Origin of the sequence: Mesorhizobium sp. M0174, from assembly GCF_040322275.1 — a bacterium.
Taxonomy (GTDB): domain Bacteria; phylum Pseudomonadota; class Alphaproteobacteria; order Rhizobiales; family Rhizobiaceae; genus Mesorhizobium.
The window spans coordinates 13,387-37,017 of record NZ_JAMYTB010000025.1; the positions used below are offsets into that span (position 1 = coordinate 13,387).

At 61.9% G+C, this 23,631-nt stretch carries 32 protein-coding genes; 25 read left to right on the forward strand and 7 right to left on the reverse strand.

Annotated elements, in window-relative coordinates:
- Positions 1 to 244: 244 nt before the first annotated feature.
- The 15 genes from NKJ13_RS27645 to NKJ13_RS27715 all read left to right on the forward strand — a co-directional run bounded on the left by NKJ13_RS27645 (position 245) and on the right by NKJ13_RS27715 (position 16,716).
- On the forward strand, positions 245 to 817 hold the full coding sequence (locus NKJ13_RS27645; RefSeq protein WP_352705229.1) for a hypothetical protein: 573 nt from the start codon (positions 245 to 247) through the stop codon (positions 815 to 817).
- Positions 818 to 1,035: 218 nt separating this feature from the next.
- Positions 1,036 to 1,944, forward strand: a complete 909-nt coding sequence (locus NKJ13_RS27650; protein WP_352740093.1) for a hypothetical protein — start codon at positions 1,036 to 1,038, stop codon at positions 1,942 to 1,944.
- 24 nt (positions 1,945 to 1,968) lie between these two features.
- Positions 1,969 to 2,958 carry a Coat protein gene (locus NKJ13_RS27655; protein WP_352778872.1) on the forward strand — a complete coding sequence of 330 codons (990 nt, stop codon included), beginning with the start codon at positions 1,969 to 1,971 and terminating at the stop codon, positions 2,956 to 2,958.
- Positions 2,959 to 3,165: 207 nt separating this feature from the next.
- Positions 3,166 to 3,417, forward strand: coding sequence for a hypothetical protein (locus tag NKJ13_RS27660; RefSeq protein ID WP_352687429.1), 252 nt, complete (start codon positions 3,166 to 3,168; stop codon positions 3,415 to 3,417).
- A gap of 287 nt (positions 3,418 to 3,704) precedes the next feature.
- Positions 3,705 to 4,307, forward strand: a complete 603-nt coding sequence (locus tag NKJ13_RS27665; protein WP_352740095.1) for a phage connector family protein — start codon at positions 3,705 to 3,707, stop codon at positions 4,305 to 4,307.
- A complete protein-coding gene (locus NKJ13_RS27670) occupies positions 4,304 to 6,760 on the forward strand; it encodes a phage tail protein (RefSeq protein WP_352778874.1) in 2,457 nt (818 codons plus the stop codon). Before NKJ13_RS27665 ends, NKJ13_RS27670 begins: the two co-directional genes overlap by 4 nt.
- Positions 6,761 to 6,972: 212 nt before the next feature.
- Positions 6,973 to 7,632 (forward strand): hypothetical protein, encoded by a 660-nt coding sequence (locus NKJ13_RS27675; protein ID WP_352687434.1) that lies wholly within the window; start codon positions 6,973 to 6,975, stop codon positions 7,630 to 7,632.
- A 2-nt stretch (positions 7,633 to 7,634) separates the two neighbouring features.
- On the forward strand, positions 7,635 to 8,126 hold the full coding sequence (locus tag NKJ13_RS27680) for a hypothetical protein (protein WP_352740099.1): 492 nt from the start codon (positions 7,635 to 7,637) through the stop codon (positions 8,124 to 8,126).
- Positions 8,126 to 10,654: a hypothetical protein gene (locus NKJ13_RS27685; RefSeq protein WP_352687436.1), complete on the forward strand. Its 2,529-nt coding sequence runs from the start codon at positions 8,126 to 8,128 to the stop codon at positions 10,652 to 10,654. Before NKJ13_RS27680 ends, NKJ13_RS27685 begins: the two co-directional genes overlap by 1 nt.
- Entirely contained in the window at positions 10,654 to 11,088 is a 435-nt protein-coding gene (locus NKJ13_RS27690; protein ID WP_352475500.1) for a hypothetical protein, read from the forward strand. Before NKJ13_RS27685 ends, NKJ13_RS27690 begins: the two co-directional genes overlap by 1 nt.
- A gap of 45 nt (positions 11,089 to 11,133) precedes the next feature.
- The gene (locus tag NKJ13_RS27695; RefSeq protein WP_352687438.1) at positions 11,134 to 11,754 is read left to right on the forward strand and encodes a DUF1851 domain-containing protein; all 621 of its coding nucleotides are present in this window, start codon (positions 11,134 to 11,136) and stop codon (positions 11,752 to 11,754) included.
- A gap of 272 nt (positions 11,755 to 12,026) precedes the next feature.
- On the forward strand, positions 12,027 to 12,401 hold the full coding sequence (locus NKJ13_RS27700) for a hypothetical protein (RefSeq protein WP_352705219.1): 375 nt from the start codon (positions 12,027 to 12,029) through the stop codon (positions 12,399 to 12,401).
- 142 nt (positions 12,402 to 12,543) lie between these two features.
- Positions 12,544 to 15,747, forward strand: coding sequence for an SGNH/GDSL hydrolase family protein (locus NKJ13_RS27705; protein WP_352778877.1), 3,204 nt, complete (start codon positions 12,544 to 12,546; stop codon positions 15,745 to 15,747).
- 3 nt (positions 15,748 to 15,750) lie between these two features.
- Positions 15,751 to 15,969, forward strand: a complete 219-nt coding sequence (locus NKJ13_RS27710; RefSeq protein ID WP_352740649.1) for a hypothetical protein — start codon at positions 15,751 to 15,753, stop codon at positions 15,967 to 15,969.
- A gap of 33 nt (positions 15,970 to 16,002) precedes the next feature.
- Entirely contained in the window at positions 16,003 to 16,716 is a 714-nt protein-coding gene (locus NKJ13_RS27715) for a class I SAM-dependent methyltransferase (RefSeq protein ID WP_352705215.1), read from the forward strand.
- Here NKJ13_RS27715 and NKJ13_RS27720 read toward each other — a convergent pair.
- The 6 genes from NKJ13_RS27720 to NKJ13_RS27745 all read right to left on the reverse strand — a co-directional run bounded on the left by NKJ13_RS27720 (position 16,705) and on the right by NKJ13_RS27745 (position 18,949).
- Positions 16,705 to 17,256 carry an acyltransferase gene (locus NKJ13_RS27720; protein ID WP_352705213.1) on the reverse strand — a complete coding sequence of 184 codons (552 nt, stop codon included), beginning with the start codon at positions 17,254 to 17,256 and terminating at the stop codon, positions 16,705 to 16,707. The genes NKJ13_RS27715 and NKJ13_RS27720 overlap by 12 nt on opposite strands.
- A gap of 1 nt (position 17,257) precedes the next feature.
- Positions 17,258 to 17,500 (reverse strand): hypothetical protein, encoded by a 243-nt coding sequence (locus NKJ13_RS27725; RefSeq protein WP_352705211.1) that lies wholly within the window; start codon positions 17,498 to 17,500, stop codon positions 17,258 to 17,260.
- A 255-nt stretch (positions 17,501 to 17,755) separates the two neighbouring features.
- Positions 17,756 to 17,929, reverse strand: a complete 174-nt coding sequence (locus tag NKJ13_RS27730; protein ID WP_352740647.1) for a hypothetical protein — start codon at positions 17,927 to 17,929, stop codon at positions 17,756 to 17,758.
- Positions 17,930 to 18,096: 167 nt separating this feature from the next.
- Entirely contained in the window at positions 18,097 to 18,264 is a 168-nt protein-coding gene (locus NKJ13_RS27735; protein ID WP_254820491.1) for a hypothetical protein, read from the reverse strand.
- Between the two features lie 176 nt (positions 18,265 to 18,440).
- Complete coding sequence (locus NKJ13_RS27740) at positions 18,441 to 18,590, reverse strand: hypothetical protein (protein WP_352740646.1); 150 nt, start codon at positions 18,588 to 18,590, stop codon at positions 18,441 to 18,443.
- Positions 18,591 to 18,763: 173 nt separating this feature from the next.
- Positions 18,764 to 18,949 carry a hypothetical protein gene (locus NKJ13_RS27745; RefSeq protein ID WP_352740644.1) on the reverse strand — a complete coding sequence of 62 codons (186 nt, stop codon included), beginning with the start codon at positions 18,947 to 18,949 and terminating at the stop codon, positions 18,764 to 18,766.
- A 151-nt stretch (positions 18,950 to 19,100) separates the two neighbouring features.
- On the opposite strand from NKJ13_RS27745, the gene NKJ13_RS27750 reads away from it, so the two are divergent.
- From NKJ13_RS27750 to NKJ13_RS27775, 6 genes are all read left to right on the forward strand, one after another.
- Positions 19,101 to 19,904 (forward strand): N-acetylmuramidase family protein, encoded by an 804-nt coding sequence (locus NKJ13_RS27750; RefSeq protein WP_352740643.1) that lies wholly within the window; start codon positions 19,101 to 19,103, stop codon positions 19,902 to 19,904.
- A 1-nt stretch (position 19,905) separates the two neighbouring features.
- Positions 19,906 to 20,118, forward strand: a complete 213-nt coding sequence (locus NKJ13_RS27755; protein WP_352740641.1) for a hypothetical protein — start codon at positions 19,906 to 19,908, stop codon at positions 20,116 to 20,118.
- On the forward strand, positions 20,118 to 20,387 hold the full coding sequence (locus tag NKJ13_RS27760) for a hypothetical protein (protein WP_352505491.1): 270 nt from the start codon (positions 20,118 to 20,120) through the stop codon (positions 20,385 to 20,387). The genes NKJ13_RS27755 and NKJ13_RS27760 overlap by 1 nt, the downstream gene beginning before the upstream one ends.
- Positions 20,372 to 20,575 (forward strand): hypothetical protein, encoded by a 204-nt coding sequence (locus tag NKJ13_RS27765; protein WP_254820497.1) that lies wholly within the window; start codon positions 20,372 to 20,374, stop codon positions 20,573 to 20,575. The genes NKJ13_RS27760 and NKJ13_RS27765 overlap by 16 nt, the downstream gene beginning before the upstream one ends.
- Entirely contained in the window at positions 20,575 to 20,898 is a 324-nt protein-coding gene (locus NKJ13_RS27770; RefSeq protein WP_352505661.1) for a hypothetical protein, read from the forward strand. Before NKJ13_RS27765 ends, NKJ13_RS27770 begins: the two co-directional genes overlap by 1 nt.
- Positions 20,899 to 21,069: 171 nt before the next feature.
- Positions 21,070 to 21,369, forward strand: coding sequence for a hypothetical protein (locus NKJ13_RS27775; RefSeq protein ID WP_352740638.1), 300 nt, complete (start codon positions 21,070 to 21,072; stop codon positions 21,367 to 21,369).
- A 59-nt stretch (positions 21,370 to 21,428) separates the two neighbouring features.
- Here the strand turns inward: NKJ13_RS27775 and NKJ13_RS27780 are convergent, their stop codons facing one another.
- A complete protein-coding gene (locus NKJ13_RS27780; RefSeq protein WP_254820499.1) occupies positions 21,429 to 21,704 on the reverse strand; it encodes a hypothetical protein in 276 nt (91 codons plus the stop codon).
- Between the two features lie 168 nt (positions 21,705 to 21,872).
- On the opposite strand from NKJ13_RS27780, the gene NKJ13_RS27785 reads away from it, so the two are divergent.
- From NKJ13_RS27785 to NKJ13_RS27800, 4 genes are all read left to right on the forward strand, one after another.
- A complete protein-coding gene (locus NKJ13_RS27785; RefSeq protein WP_352644917.1) occupies positions 21,873 to 22,166 on the forward strand; it encodes a hypothetical protein in 294 nt (97 codons plus the stop codon).
- 363 nt (positions 22,167 to 22,529) lie between these two features.
- On the forward strand, positions 22,530 to 22,835 hold the full coding sequence (locus tag NKJ13_RS27790; protein ID WP_352475486.1) for a DUF1236 domain-containing protein: 306 nt from the start codon (positions 22,530 to 22,532) through the stop codon (positions 22,833 to 22,835).
- A gap of 124 nt (positions 22,836 to 22,959) precedes the next feature.
- Positions 22,960 to 23,172 (forward strand): hypothetical protein, encoded by a 213-nt coding sequence (locus tag NKJ13_RS27795; RefSeq protein ID WP_254820502.1) that lies wholly within the window; start codon positions 22,960 to 22,962, stop codon positions 23,170 to 23,172.
- An 81-nt stretch (positions 23,173 to 23,253) separates the two neighbouring features.
- Positions 23,254 to 23,487: a DUF2934 domain-containing protein gene (locus tag NKJ13_RS27800; RefSeq protein ID WP_352740636.1), complete on the forward strand. Its 234-nt coding sequence runs from the start codon at positions 23,254 to 23,256 to the stop codon at positions 23,485 to 23,487.
- Positions 23,488 to 23,631 lie beyond the last annotated feature (144 nt).

Genomic DNA, 23,631 nt, shown 5'->3' on the forward strand with positions numbered 1-23,631 from the left:
GTACTCCCTTGAAGTCTATGAACTAATACACGGGCCGATTTTGCCAAGTGCGGTGGCATTTGCGGCGGAACATAGGCACCGTGCCTCACGAATAAAGACATGGTTGTTTTTGTCTGACGGCCGGAGACGACGGCTCGGCAAGACGATGCCCAAACGAGACTAATCTTTGACGGCCCATGTGCCCGATCTGCTTTTTCTACGCAGCGGCTAACTCTTCCTCAAATCCCAAAAATGGAGAAACCAAATGACCCGAGGTCTTGCCCGGACGCTTTCGCGTGCCGCCGCCAGAGAAGCCGGCCTTGCCCCGCCCAGGGCCGGACTTTCCGCCAGGACGAGCGGACAGGGCGGCACCTACCGCACGGTCTTTTCATTCAATGCCATGCCGGTGCCGGTCACCGATGCGCAGGCCTTTGCCAGCCAGAAGCTGTTCGATTTCATCGATGGCAAGATCCGTATCAAGGGCGGTACGGCCCGGCTGCAGTTTGCGGTGCTGACTACCCGCGCGTCGACCATCAACGACAATGCCGCGCTGACCTGGTCGCTCGGCTCGGCGGCAGGGTCGAGCGCTGTGCTTGCCGGAACCATGGTCAATGTGCTGGGCGCGACCGGCCGCACGCTGGATGGCGCCGGTGCCGCGCCGTCGAGCGCGTCGATTGCCGATGTTGCCGCAGCCTTGACGCTCGACGGCACCGTGACGCCGGTCGACCTCTATCTCAATCTGGCGTTTGCCACCGGCACCGACATCGATGCCGACGGCACGATTGCCGTTACCGGCACGATCACGCTGCTCTGGGAGAACTGGGGCGACAATGCGTAGGCGCTAATCTCCCCCCTCGAGGGGGAGATGTCGCCGAAGGCGACAGAGGGGGTCGGTTCGACCGGGCGCGACCCCCGGCGACAGATGAGGTCGGCGCTCCACGCGCGGCTACCCCCTCTGGCCTGCCGGCCATCTCCCCCTCGAGGGCGGAGATACCAAGTTTCACCGCCAGTGCTCTCATCACCGGCCTTCAAACTCTCAGCAAAAGGAATCTTCTCATGACAGATCTGGTAGACGCCGGGTCCGTGGTGGCGGCGCCACCGGCGGGCAACCTTGCACGGCCACCGGCCAACGGGGACAACGGGTCCGCCCCGCCTAAGGCCGCAAGCTGGTTTGACGGTCTTTCCGAAGGCAACCGCAAGCTCGCTGAAACCAAGGGCTGGACCAAGCCTGAAAGCCTCGATCGGGTTTTCGCCTCCTATGCGGAGCTGGAGCGGCAGCAGGGTGAGAGCCTGCGCGTTCCGGCAGCCGATGCAGCCGCGGAAGACTGGAACAGGTTCCATGCCCGGCTGCCCGAGGCGATGCGTCCGCTGACCTCGCCCGACAAGGTCGAGTACCGGCGCCCCGACGGGCTCCCCGAAAACTTCGCCTATTCGGACGAGCTCGCCAATGCGTCCAAGGCCTGGGCGGTCGAGGCAGGTGCTACCCCGAAGGTTGCACAGGCCTATCACGACCGCTTCGTCGGCTACATGGCCGAGCAGGCCAAGGCACAGCAAATCGCCGTTGCCCGCTCGGTCGAGACTACGCACGACGACCTCGTGCGGGATTGGGGACCGACCGGGAGCGATGGCTTTCGCCAGAAGCTCGAGGTCGCCAACCGGGCGATGAAGAAGCTCGGCCTGGTCAATGCCTACAAGGCGAAGGGCATCCTTCTGCCGGACGGCGCCTTGACCGACCCGCAGATCGCCAAGGCGTTCCACGCTATCGGCGAGGCGATGTTCCGCGAAGACACGATCGACGGCAATGCTGCCTTGAGCGGAGGCAACCCCTTCAAGCGCAATGCCGCCGGCGAGCGCAACCTGACTGGCATCTCGGCCCTGGTCAAAAGCGACCCCGCCCGCGCCCGGCGGCTGGCACGCGAGGCCGGCGAAAACCCCGACCTGTGGATGCCCAACAACCCTCTTTGACCCCAAACCTGAAGGAAGACAAAAATGGCAGACGCCTACACCCGTATCGCGGACGCGATCGTTCCGTCCGTCTACGCGCAATACTCGTTCGAGGAGCACGTCCAGTCGCTGGAGATTTACCAGGCCGGGATCCTGTTTTCCGACCCGTCGATCGCCTCGAAGCTCAGCCTGGGCGGTCGTTCGGTCGACATGCCCGGCTGGAAGGACCTCGGCAACGATCCCTCCGAGCCGGTCAATGACGACCCGGCCGACTCGATGGAGATGAAGAAGATCGGCGCGCGCCGCGAAGTCGCGGCCCGCAATGTGCGTGCGCAGGCCTGGGGCATCCCGGACCTGACCTCGATCCTTGCCGGTGACGATCCGCAGAAGCTCATCGTGCGTCGCCAGACCGACTACTGGCAGCGCGCCAACAAGCTGACGCTGCTCGGCATCCTGAAAGGCGTGCTGGCCGACAACATCGCCAATGACGCCGGCGACCTGGTGCGCGTCACCGGCGCCTCCATCGTCGACACCGACATCATCGAGGCCGCCTATCTGATGGGCGACCGCGCCGACAAGTTCAAGACGATCTGGATGCATTCGAAACAGATGAAGGCGCTGAAACTCGCCGACCTCATCGACTATGTGCCGTCGTCCGAGCAGGGCGGGCCGCTGATCCCCTATTACATGGGGCTGAGGGCCGTCGTCGATGACGACATTCCGGTTGCCGGCGGCGTCTACACCGCGTTCATGTTCAAGGACAAGGCGATTCTGTGGAACGAGCTGCCGGTAAACACCGAAGGCGGGCCGCTCGAGTTCGACCGCAAGCCGCGGCAGGGCCATGGCGGCGGCGTCACTGAAATGGTCGGCCGCCGGCATTTCGTGCCGCATGTGCCGGGCACCCGCTTTCTCGACGCGTCCTCGGCCGGCGAATTCGCCACCGATGTCGAGTTGGCACTGGCGGCAAACTGGGACCGCACGGCCTCGAGCGTCAAGCACATGACGTTCATCGCGCTGAAGACGACCGAGTCCTGATCGGCGAAGGGGCGGGCGTCCGACGTCTCGCCCCTTCGGGACGCCAGGTCGGCCACTGTGGCGAATCCCAAGTTCACCCGCCGCGCTGCGTCAGAGTGATGTGAATTTGGGGTTCGCTACAACATTCATGTTGCCCTCTGGTCAATCGACGGCACCAAACAGTTACAAGAAAGGGCGATGCTGCCTGTCTCGGCAAGGGAGGTAACTATGAACATGAAGTACAAGACAGTTCAGGAAGTGCTCCGAAAAGCGGGCATTGTCATGAGCAAGAAGGGGAACGTTCATCGCATAAACTTCTTCAGCGGTCTGGAAAACACCGCCTACTACACACCAAGTCTTCAGAATGCCCTGGACAAGGGCTTGGCCATGGCAGGAGGTGCCGGAAGGGTGAAATCAGGCGCCTTTGTCAAGTCAGCCGAAACAGGGCAGTGGATCGCGACCAGCGCACGCGTCGGCTGACACAATCAAGGCAAGACATCGCCGCGTTGCGCGGCGGTGTCGTGAAACTGCAATAGCCCAAGCATTGCCGTCTTCCTTGCTCGATGGGAAAAGACGACTGACGAAGCGTCTGCCACGCCATTTCCTGATGGGCGGTTGGTGGCGTGACGGCCTCATGCACGAGACGTGCAACATCTGCCCAAGCCACAAATCACAAGAAATCCCCAGCCGCCTCGAAGCGGCCTTTTTGCCGTGGAGGCACCATGTCCCGTTTTCCCCGACCAATCACACAGCCGGAGGCCTGAGCCATGGCCATCACCCCGCTCGACATCGCCAACATGGCGCTCGCCGTGCTCGACGAGGCGCCGATCGACAGCCTCGACCAGGACGCCAAGGCGGCGCGCCTGCTCAATCTGCATTTCGACCTGACCCGCGAGGCCGAATTGACCAAACATGCCTTTGTCTTCGCCATCCTGGCAGCCTCGGTCGCCGGCTTCGACACCGGCAGCGGTGCTGGCACGCTGAACTTTGCCTATGAGCTTCCCGCCGATTGCCTGCGGCCCTTGCCGCTGACGGGGAATGGCGAGCCGGACGGCGTTCCGCTCTCATGGCGGCAGGAGGCCGGGCTGATCTATTCCGATCAGGCCGGCCCGCGCATCATCCGCTATGTCGCCAACCTGACCGACCCGAACGACTGGAATGCGCTGTTCAGCGAAGTGATGGTGGCGGCGCTCGCCGTCAAGATCGCGCATCCCTTGACCCACAAGGCCGGCATGATCGACGTCGCCCGCAGCGCCTATGAGAGGGCGCTGGATGCCGCCTACTCGGCCAATGCCATCCAGCGCGGGGGCAGATTTTGCAGATCCTCCTGGGCTCTCCAGCGCGGCGACAACAGGTTCGTCGGCCGATGACCACGCTCTATCCGGTCCAGGACGCTTTCATCCGCGGTGAGATTTCTCCCCGCTTGCATGCTCGCGCCTCGCTCGAGCTTTACCGGGCGGCGCTGTCGAAATGCACCAATTTCGTCACGCTGCCGCATGGCGGCATCAGGAAGCGCGGCGGCACGTATTTTTGCGCTGAGGTGAAGGCTCCGTCAAAGGCGACACGGCTGATCCCGTTCATCTTCTCGGCCGACCAGGCCTATGCGCTCGAATTCGGCGATCTCTACATCCGCGTCTATGCCTATGGTGCGCGTGTCGGCACGGTCGAAGTCGTTTCGCCTTATCTCGAGGCCGATCTGTTCGACCTGCAATTCGTCCAGTCGGCAGACCAGATGTGGATCACCCACAAGGATCATCCGGTCAAAGTGCTGACGCGCACCGCGCACACGACCTGGACGCTCGCCGATTTCGTCTTTCTCGACGGCCCATACGACAAGATCAACACCACCGCCACGACGTTGACACCGGCCGCAACCGGCAACGCCATGCCGGTCATGGCCTCGAATACGCTGCCAAGCGGCACGGTCAGCAACAGCAACGGCTCATCCGACGTGTGGCAGGTGTTCGATGGCGACAAGCAGAAGGGAGAGAATATAGCGGGTTTTCCGAGCGGGTATCTGCGCTACCAGTTCGGCGGCGGCGGGACCAAGACGGTCGACGCCTACTGGATTACCGCCACGAATGATCACTCAGACACTGCATCGCCGACCCAGTGGCAATTCCAGGCCTCGCACAACGGCACCGACTGGACGACGCTCGACAGCCGGGACGGAGAGACCGGCTGGTCCAAGTCGGAAACCCGCTTCTTCGACGGCTTCAACAACACGGTTGCCTACGAATATTATCAGCTGCTGTTTTCAGGTGGCGGCAGCGACGGAACCGCTATCGCCGAACTGGCCCTGCACGAATACGCGCCGTCGCAAACGCCGTTCGATCTTTCGGCATCCTCGATCGTCGGCATCAATGACGGCATCGGCTTCCAGACCAGCGATATCGGTCGCGCCATTCGTCTGCTTGGCGCGGATGGCTTCTGGCGCTGGGCCAAGGTCGTTGGCCGGCCCAGCACGACGGTAGTCACGGTCCAGTTATACGGGCACGCTCTGCCCGATCTCAGCCCGATCATCCGCTGGCGTCTCGGCACGTTCGTGCCCGGCAAGTACGTCCAGAGCGGTTCGCTTTACGAGGAGCGCCTGGCGTTCAGCCGAAAATTCTCGGTCTATGCCTCGCAAACCGGCGATTTCGATAACTTCGCCACCGGTGAGAAAGACACCGACGCGCTGGAATTCGTGCAGGCAGGTGGCGGCCAGGCCAATGACATTACGTGGGTGGCGGAATCGGACGGTGCGCTGATCATCGGAACGCTTGGCGGGGTGAGGGCGCTGTCGGGCTCCGGCATCGACGAGGCGCTGACGCCGTCCTCGTTCAAGAACCGCCGGTCCCGGACTTTCGGTTGTGCCCCGCTGCGTCCCGTCGATGCCGGGCAGTCGTTCCTCTATGTGACCCGCTCCCGCAAATCGATTGCCGAGCTGACGCAAAACGCCACCGGCCGCTTCACCTCGGATGATGTCGGGCAGATTTCCGAGCACATTCCGAAGAAAGGCGTCGTTGAACTCGCCTTCCAGACCGACCCCGACCCACTGCTGTGGTTCCCGCTCGGAAATGGCGAACTCGGCGGCTACACGCACCAGCCGTCGCAAGACGTTCGCGGCATGCATGTCCACAAGATCGCCGGAAGCTTCGCAGGATCGAACTGGGCCGTTGTCGAAAGCGCCGTGGTGACGCCCGGCCAGGACGGCAACGACGATCTCTGGCTGATCGTCAAGCGCACGATCGGCGGCGTGACCAGGCGCTATATCGAAATAAAGACCGCGCCGTTCGAGTATGGCAGGATCGGCGATGCATTCGAAGTCGACTGCGGCCTCACCTATGATGGCGTCGCTGTGGGCACGGTCTCAGGGCTTGATCATCTCAACGGCGAAACAGTCGACGTCCTGGCCGATGGCAAGGTCTACATGGGCCTTGCTGTGGCCGCTGGCGCGGTTTCGCTGCCCGGTGGAGCTACGGCAGCCAAATGGCAGGTCGGGCTCGGCTACCAGTCCGAAGCCAACACGCTGGAGCTCGATGTCGGCGGCCGCGACGGATCGATCGTCGGCCGGCGCAAGAAGGTGGCCAAGCTCATTCTTTCGCTGCTGGAAACCGACACAACCGGGCTTCAGGTCCAGTCGTTCATCCGGGGCCGCTGGGAGCAGGTTCGCATCCCCTCCGTGATTGCACCCGACGGCATGGCGAAATTGTTCACCGGCAATGTCGAGGTGCCGATCGACGATAGCTGGGAAGGGCAGGGGCGGGTGCGCATTCGCCATACCAGCCCGACGCCCTGCACGATCAGGGCGATGACGCCGGTGTTCGACGCCGAGCCTTAGGAACTGCTGATCTCTCCTCTCGAAGGGGAGATGTCGCCGAGGGCGACCGAAGGGGGCGGTTCGTCCTGACGCGGCCTCCTATCGAATCCATTGCAGATAAAGACGCCGGCGCTCCACGCGAGACGACCCCCTCTGGCCTACCGGCCATCTCCCCCTCGAGGGGGGAGATCACCTCTCTGTCCTCCATCGCTTCCCCAACCAAGGAACCTACCGTGACTCAAATCCCCCATGCCGAGCAACTCGGCAAGGCGCGGACGGCTGCCGATTTCGCGGCCGTCATCGCCTTGCTCGATACCGACCTCAATGATGCGATCGCCCGCAAGCAGGAGCTGCAACAGGCCGAGGATCGCGCGATTTTCGGCGAGGGCGACTTGGCAGCAGCCCGTGCCGCCCCTGACGACTGCAACGATGCAATTGCGCTGATCGAGCAGACCATCGCGGCAGCAGACAAGCGCCGCATCGCCGCCGCCCGAAGCGAAGCCCGCGTCGACATTGAAGCGCTTGGCGCCGAGATCCGAACAAAGGCGGCTTCCCTCGGTGAGCGCTGGAAGAGCGTTCACGAGCTGATCGAGCAGCTGCGCCAGGAGCTGTTCGCGGCCGATGCCTTGAGCCGAGCCGTCACCGCCGCCAACGGCCTTTTCGATGCCGACGGCGCCGTCGACCTGAAGGTCAACCTGACCACCATCCGGCGCACCGCCATGGCCGGTCCTCGCGCCACCACACCATCGCGTCTCAGCCGTCCGGCGATCCAGGCGGACCGACTGCTTTTGTCCTTCCTCAGCCCCGGCGGCGTGCTCGACCGGCGCCCCGCGATCGGCGCACCGGTCGACGGCATCAACAGCAAATTCATTCCCGCCGGCGAACGAGGCTGACCATGTGCACACTAGCTCTTATCGGTACGGCGCTTTCCGTCGGCGGCGCGCTGGCGGAAGGCCAGCAGTCCAAGCAGATGGCCGACTACCAGGCCAAGGCCTATGAACAGCAGGCGCGGGCCGACGCCCAAAGCTCGGTCTTCGAGCAGGGCCAGGAGCGCCACAAACAGGATCTCCTCCAGGCTCAGGCGCGTGCCCAGGCCGGCACTTCGGGCGTCGCCATTTCTGGTTCTCCGACCGAGGTGCTGACGGCCAATGCCAGGCAGGGCCAGCTCGACCTCAAGGCGATCCAGTACGGCTCGCAGCTGCGCCAGAACGGTCTCGCCACGCAAGCGGCGATCGCGCGCTTTTCCGGCAAGCAGGCGGTGGGCGCCTCGATCTTCAAGGCCGGCGGCAGCCTCGTGTCGGGCATCTCCGGCCTCTACGACCCGGCCAAGACGGTGACGTTCGGCAGAAGCGCCTTCCCGCCGGCGCCGGGTGGAGGCCTCTACTGATGGCCACCATCCCGCTCCAGCTTGCCCAGCGCCGCCTCGACACCGGCACTGTGGCCTCCTATCCCAACGGCTCGCCGGTGGGCGCCGCCATGCAAGGCTTTGGCGACGAGTTGTCGGCGATTGCCGAACGCTTCCGGCAGCAGAAGCAGCAGCAGGATGCGTTCGACGCCGGCATTATCGGCCGCGAGCTGAACGCACGCATAGCGCACGCCGAGGCCGTGGCGGTGCAGACCGCGCCGGCCGACGGCGGCGGCCTGCACGACTTCATGTATGGCCAGCTCGATCCGCGCAGCGACGGCGTCGTCAAGCCCGGCCTGTTCGACCAGATCTTCGACGACACCGCGGCGAAAGTGCCGGAGGGCGAACGCGCCAACTTCCTCGCGCAAAAGCAGGCGTTGCGGCTGGCCGGCTCGGCGCGCATGGCCGCGCAGCAGCACGCGCGGCGCCAGAGCTATGAACAGACCGAGTGGAGCAAGGTCGAGCAAATCTATACCGGCTCGATCGCGCAAAGCGACCCGAACGACATAGAAACATTCGAGGCGATCAGGCAGAGCGGGCTCGACCTGATCGGCAAGATGGGCAACGCGGCGGCCCGGCAGGCGGCCGAGGCCGCCTGGCGCGCCAACACGGCAAAGGCGCTCGCCCAGGCGATGATCGCCCAAGACCCGAAGCGCGTTGCCGGGATGCTGGGGACTGGGCCGGTCTCAACGGACGGCAGGACCAAGGACGATACCATCGAGGCTGTGGGTGGGCCTCGGGCGAGTGGGTCTGCCACACCGGTTACGTCCCGTGACCGCGTAGGCAAGCTTACGCCGAACGAAAGAGTCGCGCAGGCTTTTCGGGACGACATTCCGTCCGAAGAGCGGCCAGCCTTGGTGCGGCGAGCCCACGCTGCCGATGCGACACGGCAAATCGGCACACGTATCAGCATTGGCCTAGCCGAGCAGAATGCGCCGGTCGCCATCAGGGACACCGGAACCTATTCCGGCCCGATCCCAACGTCGGAACAGTTCGTCGCTCTCTATGGCGCCACCGAGGGCGCCAGGCGCTTCGAGGCGTTCAACAGGACCATCGACGTCAGTCGTCATTTCCACGACATGCGCGACGTTGCGAACAACGCCGTGCGAGCCATGGTCAAGGACGCCGACCCCGCGGCAGACAGTGCAGCGCCGGAAGAGGACAAGGCGCGGCACGACGCTATCGCCACCGCCGCGGACCTGACGTTCAAGGCCAGGCGGGCCGACCCCGGCGGCTATGTCCGGGAGGCATTCGCGAACCTTGATGCGGCCTGGAGCAACCTGTCGACGCCGGGAGACTATCAGGCGGCGATCATTGGCTCCCTCGCCGCCCAGCAACAGTTGGGTTTTGAGACCGCCCAGCCGCTACCCAACTCCGTTGCTGAGGACATTGTCGGCAGACTCAAGGCCCAGCCGCAAGACCAGACCGCAGAGCTGCGCAATGTGTTCGCCGCACTACCGAATCAAGTCGCGCGCGAAGCGGTACTGAACCACCTGCTTCAGACCAGCGTATCCCAAACGGACAACAGCATCGCGGACAGGTCGTTCCGGGCAGCTGTAGTCGACCCGATGATGCTGCTCGATTTGGCCAACACTGTCGAGCCAGGACGATCGGGAGCAAACGCGGAACTCACCAACTACCTCCCGACGAATCAAGAGTGGCTCGGGAAATTGATAGCCGGCGACAGTGAGCGGGGGAGCCTAGGGCGTCTTCTCGCGCAAAAACTCGTGGGCTCCGATGGGCTTGGCGAAGACAGCATCTCGGTGGCCGACTTCACGCCGTTGGGGACGTCATTTGCACTGGAGAAGGCTGGAAATGCAGCGCTGGAGGGCAACTACGACGAAATACTGCTCAATGCCGCGGGCGCAATTCCTGGCAATAGGTTGGCGGCGGTGGCCCTGGAACGCGCTGCCGCGAAGATTGCCAAGCCATGGGTAGAGAAACTCCCAATATTTTCGAGGCTGCCAACTGGCCTAGCCGAAGGCGGCGAGGCGCTTGTTCATGGTGTAGATGCCGAAACCCTTAGACATCAGCAAGCGCTTGCGCGCTCGGTCTCGCCACCAAGCCCACGCCGGAAGGCGCGAGCCGGTGAAATGTCCGATAGTGCCTTTGATACCGCGTTACTAGGTGCGATGCTTGCTAGGGATACGTCCAAAGTTAAACATGCCGAGGCGAAGGTTGGGTGGTCTCCATTCAAGGACTATCGAAAAACCTTTTTCGACGCGAATCCTAGTCTCAACAAAAGCGACTACATAGTGCATCATGGCGTCGAGCAGGGAGTTTTTAAAAGGTATCCCGGGCTTTTTACAGAGCAAGAGCTGCATTCAATCGAGAATCTTCGCGGAATCCGGAAAGAGTTCGACATAAATTTGCACCAGAAGGTAATTCGGAACGAGTGGGAATATTTCTACAAGAACAACCCTCACGCTACCCGCCAGAAGGTCCTTGACTATGTTACTGAAATCGACAAGAAGTATGGACATTTGTTCGATCCACCAATAGGTGACTGATGAGATACTATGACATTCTGCCCGATGTGGCCGGTGGATTGGGTGACGGCACTATCATGGATACCAGTGTCCACCCTCCTATCGTGAGCAAGCTTGTGTACCAGATGGAGGGATGGATCGGTGATGTTCTTATAACAAGCTTTCCATGTTTTCTCGTGACGGAAGAGGCCGCGCACGCATTATCAAAAATCGGCTTCACCGGAGCGGCATTCGCCCCTGTTGAAGTCATAACGTCCGAAGATTTCCGCGAACAGCAGCCCGAGGTAGAGCTTCCATCTTTCGTGTGGCTGAAGGTGAGCGGGAAAGCGGGTCACGATGACTTCGGCATCGCCAAGAATTTTAACCTCGTCTTATCGGAGCGAGTCTTCGATGTGTTTGATGAACGAGGTCTCCCTTCCGCTACGATCAAACCGTTCCACGTTCCGCAAGAGTAGGTTAGGCACCGTCAGATTGATCGGGCTGGTAGATTGGAGATCGCAATGTTCGAGACATTTCGCCAAAACTTCCCGGTGGATAGCAGGGTGCCCGCGGACACCGGCAATTTCTCCCTGGATACGAAAGTGCCTGGGTTAGCCGAGTTGCTGACCAGCTTCGGCGGTGCTTCGTTCAAGCACGGTTTGTACAGGATAATCCGGGCGCAGGACGTGGCACGTTGGAACGCACGTGTCTGCCTGGGTTTTCCGGAATTCACCGGCCGGATCACCTGCTTTGGTTATGATTGGCTGGGGACGGCGCTTGCAGTCGATAGCCAAAGGCTGGAACAAGGGGAACCTGGTGTCGTGATGTTCGAGCCGGGCATGGGCGAGGCTCTTCAGGTGCCCGCCAACATCCGGACCTTCCACGAAGTCGATGTCATCGAGGACGAAGATGCAGCATTGGCCGCCAATCTCTACTCAGATTGGCGTGAGGCCGGCGGCGCCGAGCCAGCCTTTAACCAGTGCGTCGGCTATAAGATACCGCTGTTTCTCAACGGGAAGGACGAAATCAAAAACCAGGAGCTGTCGGACCTGGAAGTCTATTGGCACATAATGGGCCAACTTATTGCGAAGGTGAAAGACCTGCCACCGGGAACACCTGTCAATATCCGAGACCTTCTCTAAAACAGGGTTTCCGCTGATCTGCCACTGGGGAACTCCCGTTCGAAGCTTGGCTAGAGGCGGTATTTGCCTCTGGTCTGAAGGGGTGCAACCCCCCGCGGTCTGTGATGCGCGCTATCGGTTTTGTGGCCGGACGGCCCGAGTAGAGCGTGCCGCAACCGGGCCAGCGGTCTGATTGTGGTCACGATGCTGGCTTATGGCCTGATAACCGCAGAGCGATCCCAGTCGGTGGTGCCTTCTGGATCGCCTCCCATTTCAGACGAAGGATTGACCTGTTGCGCACTGACTCTTTTTCGACCATGGCAAGGATCGTTTTTCTGCTCACCTTGGCCGGCGTTCTCCTGCTCGCGCTTTCGCCGGTGCGCTTCCTGCAGGAGTTGGACCTGGGCTTCACCTTCCACCACGACAAGCTCAACCACGCCGCGGCATTCGCGGTGCTGGCGGCGCTTGGAAGCCTCGGCTGGCCGGAACACAAGACGAGACTGGTCCTGCTCCTCGCCATCACCGGCGCGGCGATCGAGCTTCTTCAGGGCGCCCAACTGATCGCGCGCGATATGGATATCCTCGACTGGGTCGCCGACTGCGCCGGCATGGCCTGCGGACTGGCGGCAATGGGCGGCACAAGAAGGCTCATTGGCGGATTGCTGTAGCCCGTTGCCGCTCTCTGTCCGGAAAATCGCCGGCTGCGCCGGATAGGGCGGTGTCCGGCCGCGTAGCCTAAGTTTCCCACCGACAGCACTGAACCCCTTCCAGCCTCGCTTGTGCGGGGCTTTTTTTATGGAGCAAGCCCTCATGTCCCGACCTGCAACTGCCGCCGTTCGTCTCCTGACCGGCGAACGCGAACCCGTGCGCCTCGCGACCACGGCCGACATCCTCCTGCATGGCCTGCAGGCGATCGACGGCGTGCCGGCCGAGGTCGGCGACCGCGTGCTGGTCAAGGACCAGGCCGACCCGACGCAAAACGGCATCTACACCGCGAGCGCAGGCGAATGGTTCCGCGCCGCCGATGCCCGCACTACGCGCACCCTGCAGAAGGGCACCACCGTCCATACCCAGATCGGATCGGTCAATGCCGGCCGCGTGTTCGAGTTCACGGCCGACGAGCCGGCCGTCGGCGCCGATGCCATCACCGTCGCCGCATCCGTTCCGCCCGACATCGCGGACATGGTCGATGAGGTCGAAGCGCTGCGCGATGAAACCCAGGCGCTGAAGGATGCTGCCGAAGCCAGCGCCGGCCAGGCATCCGCCAGCGCCGCCGCTTCCGCCGCGAATGCCGGCCAAACCACTGCCGACCGGGCTGCGACCAATTCCGATTCCGTCGCGGCCGCGGCGGCCGTCATCAGCGCTCAGGCCGCACGCGACGCATCGCTTTACGGCAAGGGCATTTTCCCGACGACTGCCGCCGCAATCGGCTTCGGCGTTGCCGGCAACGGAGCGATCACGCCAGGCTCGGGCGGCGCCAACGGCATGTTCGACCTGGCGTTTACCGGCGGCACCGGGTCGGGCGCTGCCGGCCGCTTCGTGGTGGCGGGCGGGGTGCTGACGCAGATACTGATCACGGCGCCGGGCTCCTACACAGTGGCGCCGACGTTCAGCTTTGCGGCGTCGGCAGGACTGGCCGGCGCCGCCGCCGCGGCGGTGCTGGGCAGGAATGTCGATGTCGGTGAGTATTTCTGGACCGAAGTTTCGACAGGTTCTTTGGGGTTGTTCAATGTTGGGGCCGGACCGGTAGCAGTTGATACGGGCGTCCGGGCGGCAACGGCGGAAATTGGCCTGATCAGCTCAAGGATCGTCGGACCCGTTCCGATCACGGGTTCCGTCGGCGGCACGGTGATTACGAACGACAGCGTCTATTTCTGGCCTGGATCGCTGTCGACGGTCGATGAATATCTGTCGACCTTGGAGCTTGGATTTGGCATCGTGCCGGGAACAGCCCACATCCTTATTGCCCACGTCGAGGGCGACGGGACGCTTAGCCTGGTTTCCGAGCAGACAATGTCCGTTCCAGCCGGCCCGTCGTCTGTTGTTTCAGGGCTTTCGATCCTGAAGCCTGCCGGCAGCGTCATGGGCGTCCAGCGCACTGGCGCTGGTAGCTGGTACTACACTGCCGGGGCAATTCCGAACGGCGAAGTCGAGTGGTTCACGGCGGCGGTTCCGGCCTCGCACACTGCCAAGACTATAGGCGCTGTAAATGGTCCGCAGTGGAAGGCGACCTTCACCGGCGAAGTCGCCGTCAAGGCGCGTGCTGCCTATACCACGGCAAACGGTCTCGTTTCCGCTGTCGGCGTTAGCCAGGAAATCGGCTGGCCGACGCTGGTCAACACGGGGTCGGACGTTCCGGGCAGCTACAGCGTCATCATGCAGACGCCAGCGCCGGCCGACGGCCATATTACAGCGGTGGACGTTGGCGCTGGCGCTGGCGCCGGCGCTGCGCTCATTCATGTAGTGGACTATCTCGGCGGGTTGGTGGTCAACATCCTAAGCACATATGCGGTGACGCTGGTCAACGGGGTCGTTCATATCCCGCTGGGTATCCCAATCCCAGCCGGCAAATATCCGGCGATCAGCGGTGGCGCCTACAAATTTCAAAACAACGTCAACCCGCAAGGCATCCCGGCATGGATCAAATCAGGCGCGCTGTCGAATGGCGCGACCGTAGCATCGTCCGCCCAGCATCGGTACGAGGTCCGCTTTACGATCAAGACCGGTCTGCTCGCCGATGCCGACCGGGCCTTGACCGGCGGCGCTAGCAATACCGGCATGAACCTGCTGGCTGGCGCCGATCCTAACGGCGTCGTCGATGCGACCGCGCTGTTTGCGTCCGCGGCGAGCGCTCATCCCAATCCCTATGTGCCGCCTGGAAATTTCGCCTTGACGGCCATTCCCGCATCTGGCGACGGTTTTTGGGGACCTGGCAAGCCGGCCGTCAACAGTAAGCGCTTCTTCATTCCGCGCCGGCCGTCGCTGCAAAATCTCTATGACGGCTTTCGCGCGACGATGGCCGAACACATCGCCAACAACGATGTGCTCTGCCTGATCGCCGATAGCATCGGCCATTGGGCGCTTGCCAGCGACGGGCCGAAACACTGGTTCAACCTGGTTACGCGTTTTGCCAATATCGGCATTGCCGACGATGAACCGGGCATGACTGCTTTGCGGCCAAGCTCTACCTACCTTCCGACTTTCTATGGCGTTACCGTCGCCGGGAGCGTGTCGACAGGGTCGCGCGGGCCGATCGGCGAGAGCATCATCCTCGCCGCCGGCGCTTCCTTGGCGTTTACCGGCACCTATGAACAGGTCGACGTCCACTACACTCAGGACGCCGCTCAGGGATCGCTTGCCTTTGTCTTCAACGGCGGCGCGGCGTACAAAACCGTCAACTGCGCCGGCGCCCTGGCGCTTGATAGGTATTCGGGGCCGTCGCTCACCGGGCAGGCGGCAAGCGGCAATTACACTCTTACGGCTGTCGGCGGTCCTGTCGAGATTACCGGGCTCATCAGGCTTGGCGTCAAGGCGGCCGGCTCGCGTCCGCGCCTGCGCACCTTGCGCGCGGCACACGGCAGCTATGCCTTCTCGTCATTCAACACCGCGCGTCTTACATCGGCCGCCGCTCAATGCGGCTACGCCGGCGGCAAGATCGTGCCCATCCTGGCGCTCGGCATCAATGACAGCTTTGGCACGCCGCCGGCCACGATATCGGCAAACATCGCAACAATCATCAACACGCTGGAAGCGGCCGCTGCACCGCGTATCCTTGTGATGCCGCCGACGCGGCCGTCAGCCGCATGGGATGCAAGCTACACGGGCGGTCGGAGCTATGATGCCGCCCTTGGCGCAATCCGTCAAACCTATCGATCGCGCAATGTGCTGACCATCCCGATCGACGGCTTCGACTACATCAATTCGGGAAACTATCAAGAGGGCTTGCATTTCAACGATGCCGGCCATGACGGCAATGCGCTGCGCTTCATCGAACAAGTCGCGGAAAGGGGATAAGCAATGGCATTCGCTATTCAGCATAAGGGCGAAATCATCACCGAGCTCGAGGAGGGCGAGGAATGGCTGGTGGTGGGCGCAATGATCATGGTCGCAAAGCCGAAGGATCCGGCACACAGCCGCGAAATCCCGGTTCCTGACGGCGACATTGAGGGTCTCGTTGAGGTCTGGGTAGGCGGCGTAGTCGACGCTGGACGCCATTCGCAGGCAACGGCAGGATGAGGTCGGCGGGGGCTATCCTTGGAGGATTGTCTCATGGCGCATGCCGGCAGCATCATCGACATCTATGACGACTATTACGCCGATGGAAAAGTAGCCGCAAAACGGGACATAGCTTCAAACCAGTCGGTCGGGCACATCGAAGCGGTCATTCAAGGCCAATTCTTCGACAGGATTCTTGACATCGGGGCGGGCGAAGGTGCGGTGCTGGATAAGCTGAACAGGAAGGGGCTCGGTAAGAAGCTTGGCGCCGTCGAGATTTCGAAGAGCGGCGTCGAGGCCATCAAGGCAAGAAAAATCGCCAAACTGGACAGCATCGACGTATTCGACGGCTATCACATCCCTCATCCCGACAAGTCGTTCGATCTCGGGCTTGCCATTCACGTCGTCGAACACGTCGAGCACGAACGGATGTTTCTGAGGGAGGCAGCTCGGGTCTGCAAGAAGCTCTATATTGAAGTGCCTTTGGAGCATACGCGAGATCTCAGCAAGGCCATTCGAATGTCAGGGCCGTATGGGCATATCAACTTTTACACGACCCAAACGTTTGAAAACCTTCTCAAAACGTCCGGGCTAAAGGTAGAACGGCTAAAGGTTTTTGCGCACGACCTCGCCTATGAACAGCATTTGGCTGGCGAAAAAAAAGGATGGGTAAAACACAGACTGCGGACCGAATTTCTAAGGTTTGCACCCAAGACGGCGATGCGCAGCATGGCCTACATGGCCGGAGCTCTGTGCTCAAGTCAATGATCTAGCAGCAGCGCCGCCGATTTGCTTTGCAGGATTACCGCCGACCATACTAAAGGGCGGCACGTCTTTCGTGACGACAGACCCCGCACCAACGACCGATCCCTTGCCGATCGTTACGCCCTTGAGAATAATGACGTTGAAGCCGATAAAGACGCTGTCTTCAATCTTCACTGGCGCAATGGTGATCTTTGACCAGTCCTTTTTTCCCTGATGCCAGTCGGCGACATCTTCCTTGCGGTCTTGCCAACCCGTCGCGTGTGAGTTGTGATCGACGACTGTGGTACCCCAACTAATGATCACGTCATCTCCGATTTCGATCTTCTCAGCCGCCACGAGGTGGCTCTTGCCGATATAGGATCTTTTTCCAACGGTGATCTTTGCATCGGCGCGATCGAAGGAAAAGACGCCGTTGATGATGCATTCTTCGCCGATCGCATGCTTGCCTCGCCGCAAACTGCGGACGCTCCGCAAACTTAGCTTCGTTTCGGGGCCGGAGTTGATGCCGGCTAGGCGGTAGAGGAATGGTGGAACGAATGGCATATCAGTTGCGGCCGAAGCGCGACTTTCGCACCCTCTCTGCGAAAAGCTGCGATCGCTCGAAGAAATGCTTCCAATGTTGGTGTTCAGATACCCCTTCGAAGAATGTCCGCGCCGCGTCTTCGAGGTCCGAATCAATATCTTCGAGGTCCGAATCAATAATTGCACGTCGGATTGGTGGCTCGTCGGCTAACTGAGCCGACAACCGAAATTGGCTGTTCGCAATAGACAGGTCAGCCTCCATCATCCATGCGTCTCTTTACGACCTAGCTATTGCGACAAGCGGCGACGGTTTGCAAGTTGCAAACACCCGCGCCCGCCAGTCTGGACGCCGTTTGAAAATCGCCGAAAAGACGTCGGAAGAATTGCTCTGCGAGGGCCGCTCTGGATGCTGTGCGCACCAACAATGGCACACCCGGCCGACCAGAAATCCTATAGCTGGAGTTGTATTTCGGAATTCTCAGGGTTCATCGCTGACGCGGACCCGTCGCCGGCGGAGCCGCTACCGTCTGCTGTCCTGCGGCTTCTGGTGAGGTTCCTGGCGTTTCGACCACCAGACAAAATAAAGCGAACCCATCTTCATCACAGGCACGCGGCGGTCGCGTTCCCGGGCTCGCAACTCACGATAGGTCTTCATCTTCAGAGTGCCGCCAGGCAACCTGATACGCACTGCCATCGGTCCAACTCCCGTTGTGCAACGCAGCAATTTTCGTGCAATGCGGTAAGTAGAGACCTTCCGTCACGGAAGAGTCAACAGCAGCCTCATCAACTTATCTTGCGAGCTCGCCTGCGGAGGCTGAGCGGGCTTCCCAGGCGCATGCCAGGTCGGAAGAATTGGGACGTTCACCGTGGCGACTGGTCGTCAATGAGTCGCTGGCGGTTCGACCACCAGGTGAAATAAACCCGGCCGATCTTGACGACAGGTATGCGGCGGGCGCGCTCGCGATCGCGCAATTCGCGGTACACTTTCACCTTCAGCGTGCCGCCGGGCATTCTGATACGTACTGCCATCGGCCCCCGCCTGATTGTGCAATGCAGCATCAAAACCTTCCGTGGCGGAAGAGTCAACGCCTGTCCGCTGACTTTTTCTGGGATTTGTCGAGCGGTCTCGGAAGTTTGGCGCGCACGGCGGTTCCTGATCCGGCACCGAGGCATCAGTGCCGGGTCGGGATCGTCGGGTGCCCGGGCTATTTCCTGGGCGAGGACTTGTTGGGCGACGATGGGCGATCGGACATGCCGCTCGGGCACCAGATGACGAAATAATTGCCGACCTGCCAAACCGGCACCTCGCGCTTCTGCTCGCGCCGCCGCAGCTCGTCCCTTTTCTTGATCTTCAAAGTCCCGCCTGGAAGCCTGATTCTTATCGTCACGTGTCCTCCCGTACCCGCTACAGGTACGAACGATAGACGGGAACGGTTTCATCCCGGCTAAGCAATTTCATCCAGGTCGAGCAATTTCGGGCGCGGTGGACGCAGGAACCGGGACCGGAGCGAGATCGCCGGAACCGGCTTCATTTGAAGAAATTCGCAATGCCGTTGATGGCCAGCACCGCGTAGACGATCGGTCCGGCGATAAACGCACAATAGAGGCAGAGGATCGCCGCCAGCACCAGCAGCAGCGGCTTGTCGCGACCGACGGCGCGGAGTTCGGACTTCACCGTCCAGCGCGCCGCAGCGGTTTGTTCGTCATCAGACATGTGCACCATCCCGCGGCCATTTCACATGGCGGGTCGAAAACATCAACCTTGCTTGCCACATCGGCGCGCGCTGCCGCCCAATTCTGCTCTGCCGCCACGCACGTGCCGTTTCAAGCTCAAAACTCTGCCCGCGAGGGCGGAAAGGAAACCTATGGACCGTTTGTTCAAGGGCGCCGCCAGGCGCCTCGATGATATGGACTTGCCGAAACTCGGCGCCCGGATCGGCGTCGGCGAGGACGAGATGCACGCGTTCCTCGATGTTGAAACGAGCGGGCACGGCTTCGACGCCCTTGGCCGGCCGGTCATCCTGTTCGAGCCGCACGTCTTCTATCGCAACCTGTCGGGTGCCAAGCGGGCAAGAGCGGTAGCCGCTGGCCTCGCCTATTCGAAGTGGGGCGAGAAGCCCTATCCCAGGGATGGCTACCCACGGCTCAAGGCAGCTTGTGCGATCGACGAAACCGCGGCGCTCAAATCCGCGTCATGGGGTCTTGGCCAGGTTCTCGGCGAAAACCACGCCGCCGCCGGGTTCGCGACAGTGCAGGCCATGGTGGAAGCCATGATGGCCGACGAGGAAGCCCAGCTTGAGGCCGCGATCAACTTCATCAAGACGAACAAGCTCGACGACAATCTGCGCAACCATGACTGGGCAGGCTTCGCCAAGGGCTACAACGGCGCCGGCTATCGCAAGAACGCCTACGATACCAGGCTCGCAGAGGCCTATCGCAAATGGTCGCGCATCAAGGACACGCCTTGGCCGTCTGCCGGCCCGCTGTCGTCGGCGGTCGTCCCTGCAACTCCGCCAGAGCCAGCCAGCCCAATTCCCGTTCCACAAGCGGCCGCCACGCACGCGCCTCCTGGGCCTCCTGTGCCTGCCGCCAAGCCCGGCTTCTGGGCAGCGCTGATCGCCACCATCCTCAAATTATCAGCAATCCTCAAACTATTCGGAAGGAAATGACATGTGGACCCGGATCAAGAGCTTCTTCCGCGACAGCGAAACAATTGTCTGGGCGCGGCTTCAGGCGGCTATCGGCATCATCGCGAGCATCGTCACCTATGTCGACCCGCAGGTTCTTTCGCCGGTCATCCCAGGGGAATGGTTCCCCTGGTTTCTTGTGATCAACGGCGTCTTGACCGAGTTCCTGCGCCGCCGCCGCGCCGAGGATTTGTGATGACCGCGCTCCTCGCCATTCTCAGCACCATCATCGGCAACAAGGTCGTCATGACGGTATTCGCTGCTGTGGCCGGCGGCATCGGCCTTTACATTGCAGGCGGCTTCAACCGGGCGAAGAAGGAGGCGGTCAAACAGGTCGAGGCAAAAATCGCGGCCGCCGAGGACCGCCTCGAAATGAACCGCGAGGCTTCCGCCGAAGGGCGGAAGGCCGCCGGCATGATCGATGCGGCAGCAAGAGCGGAGGCTGAGAAATGGGCAAGGCGCTGATCCTCTGCCTGGTGCTGGCCGGCTGCACGACAACCGCGCCGGCCGGCAATCCGCGGCAAGTCTGGTGCGACCAAAGTCAGCCACGCCGGCCATCCGCCCCGGTCGTCGCCGCCATGACCCGGCCCGAGCTCGACGAGATGAACGCCTTCAACGGGCAGGGCGCCAGATGGTGCGGGTGGACGCCATGATGCATGAGCTGCTCGACGTTCTGGGCATCAAGGCGCCGGTATTGGTCGCCGGCCTGTCCGGCGGCATTTTGCGGGCCTTGTCACGTCACCGCTACAAGGTCCGCGAAATGGTGGCCTCGCCGATCTGCGGCGCGCTGGCGGCGGCCTATCTGACGCTGCCGGTCGTGCATTATTTCCGCGCCGCCGGCCTGCCCTTTCCTTCGCCGGACGACGACACCACGACGCTGGCCGCGGCCTTTCTGATTGGCGTATCGGCGATGTGGATCTCGGATATCGTCTTCGAAATGATCGTGCGCCGGTTCGGGCCGGTGAAGGAGGAGTAAGCCGCCCAAGCCTGACTAAGAGTGACGTTCAGTTGAAGCCCGCCGCGCCGAAAGGTGCGGCGGGCTTTTGCATTTTTCCTGGCAATCTGTACGATCTTTTCTTTGCGAGGGCGGCTCGATCCGGCGCTTGCGAAACCAAGATGCGCGTTAGGCTTCACGGGAGATGGTCTCATGCTTGGCAGAGTCCTGACACAAGCGGCAGTCCTTACAGCCGGGGCGCTTCTGTCTGCCGCGACGGCCGACGCCCGGCCGGACAGCCGCGCGATGACATGCGAACAGACGCAGCTTCTGATCCAGAGGCATCGCTCGGTGGTGCTGACCACCGGCCAGAACACCTACGACCGTTACGTCCGCCAATTCGGCAATGAATGCGACTGGCCGCAAGTGCCGCGCTCCGCGTATATCAAGACGCGTGATGGTCAATGTCTGGTCTATCGCTGCCAGGAGCCGGTCTTCGACCTCCCGAATTGAAAGCAGAGGCTCATCCGACCGTCTACCCGGATAGCGAGCGCAGTGCGAAAGGCAGTCGCTCATTCCTCGTCGAAAGGACCACCTTCGCGTGCGAGATCGCGTGAAATAACGCGTTCCTCAGTATCGTCCGGCAAGGCCTCGTCGCTGTCCTGGTAGGCGTTGTCGTCGTCCTCCTCCGGCAGTTCGCCGTCTTTCTCGACGTCGTAACGGATGTCGCCGTTTTGCGGCACGCCGTCTGGGAGGATTCTCCCACTCCGGATGGCATCCCAGTCCTGTTGCTGGATGGTCGGGCTCTCTGTCTCGTCGTCGGTTCGTTCTTTCCTGCGCGGTTCCATCGCTGGTTCTCCATAATGTCGGCAGCCCTGAACTGGCTCAGTGGTTGAACTCATAAGTCTGGCAGCCGGTTCCGGGCCGCTGCGGTCTGGGCGCATTGCCGCACGACGGAACCAATCGCGCCTGCCCGCCTTCACATTCAGAAGATACTGGCGCGAAAGGAGCTCGACATGAGACCGCTCATTTTCTTGCCGTATATGCTAGGTGCGCTGCTGGCGGCGCCGGCGGCCGCGCAGCCGGGCGAACAGGCGCAATCCGACCGCTGCAAGGTCGAGCCGCAGGATCAGAAGAACCAGCAGCAGAAGCCGGCCGGCAACAATTTGTCCGACACGCTCGAGCCATGCGGTGGGGTCCTGAAGCCGCCGCCAACGGGCGATCAGGGCATGGCGGCGCCACCGCCGGACGAGGGCAAGACCCCGGTGCTCAAGCCCGGCGAGGTGCCGCCACAACCGCCAAAGCAGTAGCCGCTTCATTTGCGGCCACAGGGGCTTGCCCATGGGCGGTAACGTCGCGCTGTACCGGCAGGTTTGTTGCCCTCTCTCAGGAACATTAGCTTGTCCTAAACGTTGTTTCAGACGCAGCCGATATCATCCCCCTCCGGTGTCGCTGCTGATCGGGAAACCGATCGGCCCGCGTCTTGCGACGCGGGCCACCGTAGCTCATTTGCAGTTCATTCGCCGCACCGCGCGGGCACTTCACCGCCATTCGATTAGCCGCCACTTACGGAACAACAAGGTGGCGTGGGCGTTTGCCTAGAGGGTTCGCCGCTTCGACCGGAAGCCGCGTCGCAACTGTAAGGGCGAGGCCCGTAACAACAGGAGTAGACGATGAAAATCCACCTTGTTCCTGCTGCGGCGGGATTGGTGTTGCTCGCCGGCGTCGGCGTGGCCACCGCGGACCAGGTGATTGTCACGCCCGAACAGCAGACGGTCATCCGCGAATACGTCCATAAGCACCCGTTGGCGTCGATCAATCTTCTGGGCGTGGAGCTCAATATCGGTTCCACGGTGCCAGATACGGTCGAGCTGCAACCGATCGATGTTCCCGACGTGAAGTACAGATACGTCGTCGTCGGCAATCGCACCGTGCTCGTCGACCCAGGCACCCGCAAGATCGTGCACGTCATCGAGTGATCGGCGTTCCAAACCGCGAACCGGATTTGGAAAGGTCACGGTCTAAATTATCGAATAAGAGCTCCATCCCGAGCGATCGGGATGGAGCCGCTGTCGTCGCGAAACAAGGAAAGGAGCCATTCCCATGCTGCCGCATGTCGAGCGGGCCAACGTGGCCGCCGCCGTCGACAAACTGCTTGCTGAACGAGGCGATGGGCTGCTGTCGATGAAGGCGGCGATTGCACTGTTGCGCGAACGCACCGGAACCGAGCGCTCGGACGCCGACCTTGAAGGGCTGATCATCAAGAAGGCGGCGCTCCTCGGCGTCGCCGTCCTGTGTGACAGAGAGGTTCAATGACGGTGTTGCCTGGGGATCAAGACGCCGGTCGAAATTTCAGCTAGAACAAAGTTGCTTACGCATAAACCGACGGAGGCAACGGTGAGGGACAGACAGGAACGGATTCGCCAGCGTGCACACGCGATCTGGGAACGGGCAGGCAGGCCCGACGGGGCGCATCAGCAACATTGGGATCAGGCTACCGCCGAAATCGACGCAGAAATCGCCACGAAAGAGAAGACCGCCAGCCGGCCGAAGCCATCACCACGTCAGCCTAAGACGGCGCCCGCCGCCAAGGAGGAAACCAAATCCAAGGCGCGACCACGCAAAGCGTGAACTCGAGCGGATTTGATTCCATCGCTGGATCTCGCGGTTCGGCGCTTTGTACTTTCGTCCGCGGTCGGCAGCAGAGACAGTCCAGATCGGTCAAAAATGACGCAGCACGGTGAAGCAACCCGCGCAGCGCGGATATTCTCGGCC

What these genes read in the sequence shown, in the direction of transcription:
- NKJ13_RS27755 (WP_352740641.1), top strand. Translation starts at nt 19,906, where the DNA reads ATGTGGACCCGGATCAAGAGCTTCTTCCGCGACAGCGAAACAATTGTC.
- NKJ13_RS27790 (WP_352475486.1), top strand. Translation starts at nt 22,530, where the DNA reads ATGAAAATCCACCTTGTTCCTGCTGCGGCGGGATTGGTGTTGCTCGCC.
- NKJ13_RS27760 (WP_352505491.1), top strand. Translation starts at nt 20,118, where the DNA reads ATGACCGCGCTCCTCGCCATTCTCAGCACCATCATCGGCAACAAGGTC.
- NKJ13_RS27770 (WP_352505661.1), top strand. Translation starts at nt 20,575, where the DNA reads ATGCATGAGCTGCTCGACGTTCTGGGCATCAAGGCGCCGGTATTGGTC.
- NKJ13_RS27670 (WP_352778874.1), top strand. Translation starts at nt 4,304, where the DNA reads ATGACCACGCTCTATCCGGTCCAGGACGCTTTCATCCGCGGTGAGATT.
- NKJ13_RS27665 (WP_352740095.1), top strand. Translation starts at nt 3,705, where the DNA reads ATGGCCATCACCCCGCTCGACATCGCCAACATGGCGCTCGCCGTGCTC.
- NKJ13_RS27680 (WP_352740099.1), top strand. Translation starts at nt 7,635, where the DNA reads ATGTGCACACTAGCTCTTATCGGTACGGCGCTTTCCGTCGGCGGCGCG.
- NKJ13_RS27750 (WP_352740643.1), top strand. Translation starts at nt 19,101, where the DNA reads ATGGACCGTTTGTTCAAGGGCGCCGCCAGGCGCCTCGATGATATGGAC.
- NKJ13_RS27720 (WP_352705213.1), bottom strand. Translation starts at nt 17,256, where the DNA reads ATGCCATTCGTTCCACCATTCCTCTACCGCCTAGCCGGCATCAACTCC.
- NKJ13_RS27745 (WP_352740644.1), bottom strand. Translation starts at nt 18,949, where the DNA reads ATGTCTGATGACGAACAAACCGCTGCGGCGCGCTGGACGGTGAAGTCC.
- NKJ13_RS27730 (WP_352740647.1), bottom strand. Translation starts at nt 17,929, where the DNA reads ATGGCAGTGCGTATCAGGTTGCCTGGCGGCACTCTGAAGATGAAGACC.
- NKJ13_RS27725 (WP_352705211.1), bottom strand. Translation starts at nt 17,500, where the DNA reads ATGATGGAGGCTGACCTGTCTATTGCGAACAGCCAATTTCGGTTGTCG.
- NKJ13_RS27775 (WP_352740638.1), top strand. Translation starts at nt 21,070, where the DNA reads ATGCTTGGCAGAGTCCTGACACAAGCGGCAGTCCTTACAGCCGGGGCG.
- NKJ13_RS27685 (WP_352687436.1), top strand. Translation starts at nt 8,126, where the DNA reads ATGGCCACCATCCCGCTCCAGCTTGCCCAGCGCCGCCTCGACACCGGC.
- NKJ13_RS27655 (WP_352778872.1), top strand. Translation starts at nt 1,969, where the DNA reads ATGGCAGACGCCTACACCCGTATCGCGGACGCGATCGTTCCGTCCGTC.
- NKJ13_RS27795 (WP_254820502.1), top strand. Translation starts at nt 22,960, where the DNA reads ATGCTGCCGCATGTCGAGCGGGCCAACGTGGCCGCCGCCGTCGACAAA.
- NKJ13_RS27780 (WP_254820499.1), bottom strand. Translation starts at nt 21,704, where the DNA reads ATGGAACCGCGCAGGAAAGAACGAACCGACGACGAGACAGAGAGCCCG.
- NKJ13_RS27705 (WP_352778877.1), top strand. Translation starts at nt 12,544, where the DNA reads ATGTCCCGACCTGCAACTGCCGCCGTTCGTCTCCTGACCGGCGAACGC.
- NKJ13_RS27710 (WP_352740649.1), top strand. Translation starts at nt 15,751, where the DNA reads ATGGCATTCGCTATTCAGCATAAGGGCGAAATCATCACCGAGCTCGAG.
- NKJ13_RS27690 (WP_352475500.1), top strand. Translation starts at nt 10,654, where the DNA reads ATGAGATACTATGACATTCTGCCCGATGTGGCCGGTGGATTGGGTGAC.
- NKJ13_RS27765 (WP_254820497.1), top strand. Translation starts at nt 20,372, where the DNA reads ATGGGCAAGGCGCTGATCCTCTGCCTGGTGCTGGCCGGCTGCACGACA.
- NKJ13_RS27645 (WP_352705229.1), top strand. Translation starts at nt 245, where the DNA reads ATGACCCGAGGTCTTGCCCGGACGCTTTCGCGTGCCGCCGCCAGAGAA.
- NKJ13_RS27695 (WP_352687438.1), top strand. Translation starts at nt 11,134, where the DNA reads ATGTTCGAGACATTTCGCCAAAACTTCCCGGTGGATAGCAGGGTGCCC.
- NKJ13_RS27660 (WP_352687429.1), top strand. Translation starts at nt 3,166, where the DNA reads ATGAACATGAAGTACAAGACAGTTCAGGAAGTGCTCCGAAAAGCGGGC.
- NKJ13_RS27785 (WP_352644917.1), top strand. Translation starts at nt 21,873, where the DNA reads ATGAGACCGCTCATTTTCTTGCCGTATATGCTAGGTGCGCTGCTGGCG.
- NKJ13_RS27735 (WP_254820491.1), bottom strand. Translation starts at nt 18,264, where the DNA reads ATGGCAGTACGTATCAGAATGCCCGGCGGCACGCTGAAGGTGAAAGTG.
- NKJ13_RS27650 (WP_352740093.1), top strand. Translation starts at nt 1,036, where the DNA reads ATGACAGATCTGGTAGACGCCGGGTCCGTGGTGGCGGCGCCACCGGCG.
- NKJ13_RS27715 (WP_352705215.1), top strand. Translation starts at nt 16,003, where the DNA reads ATGGCGCATGCCGGCAGCATCATCGACATCTATGACGACTATTACGCC.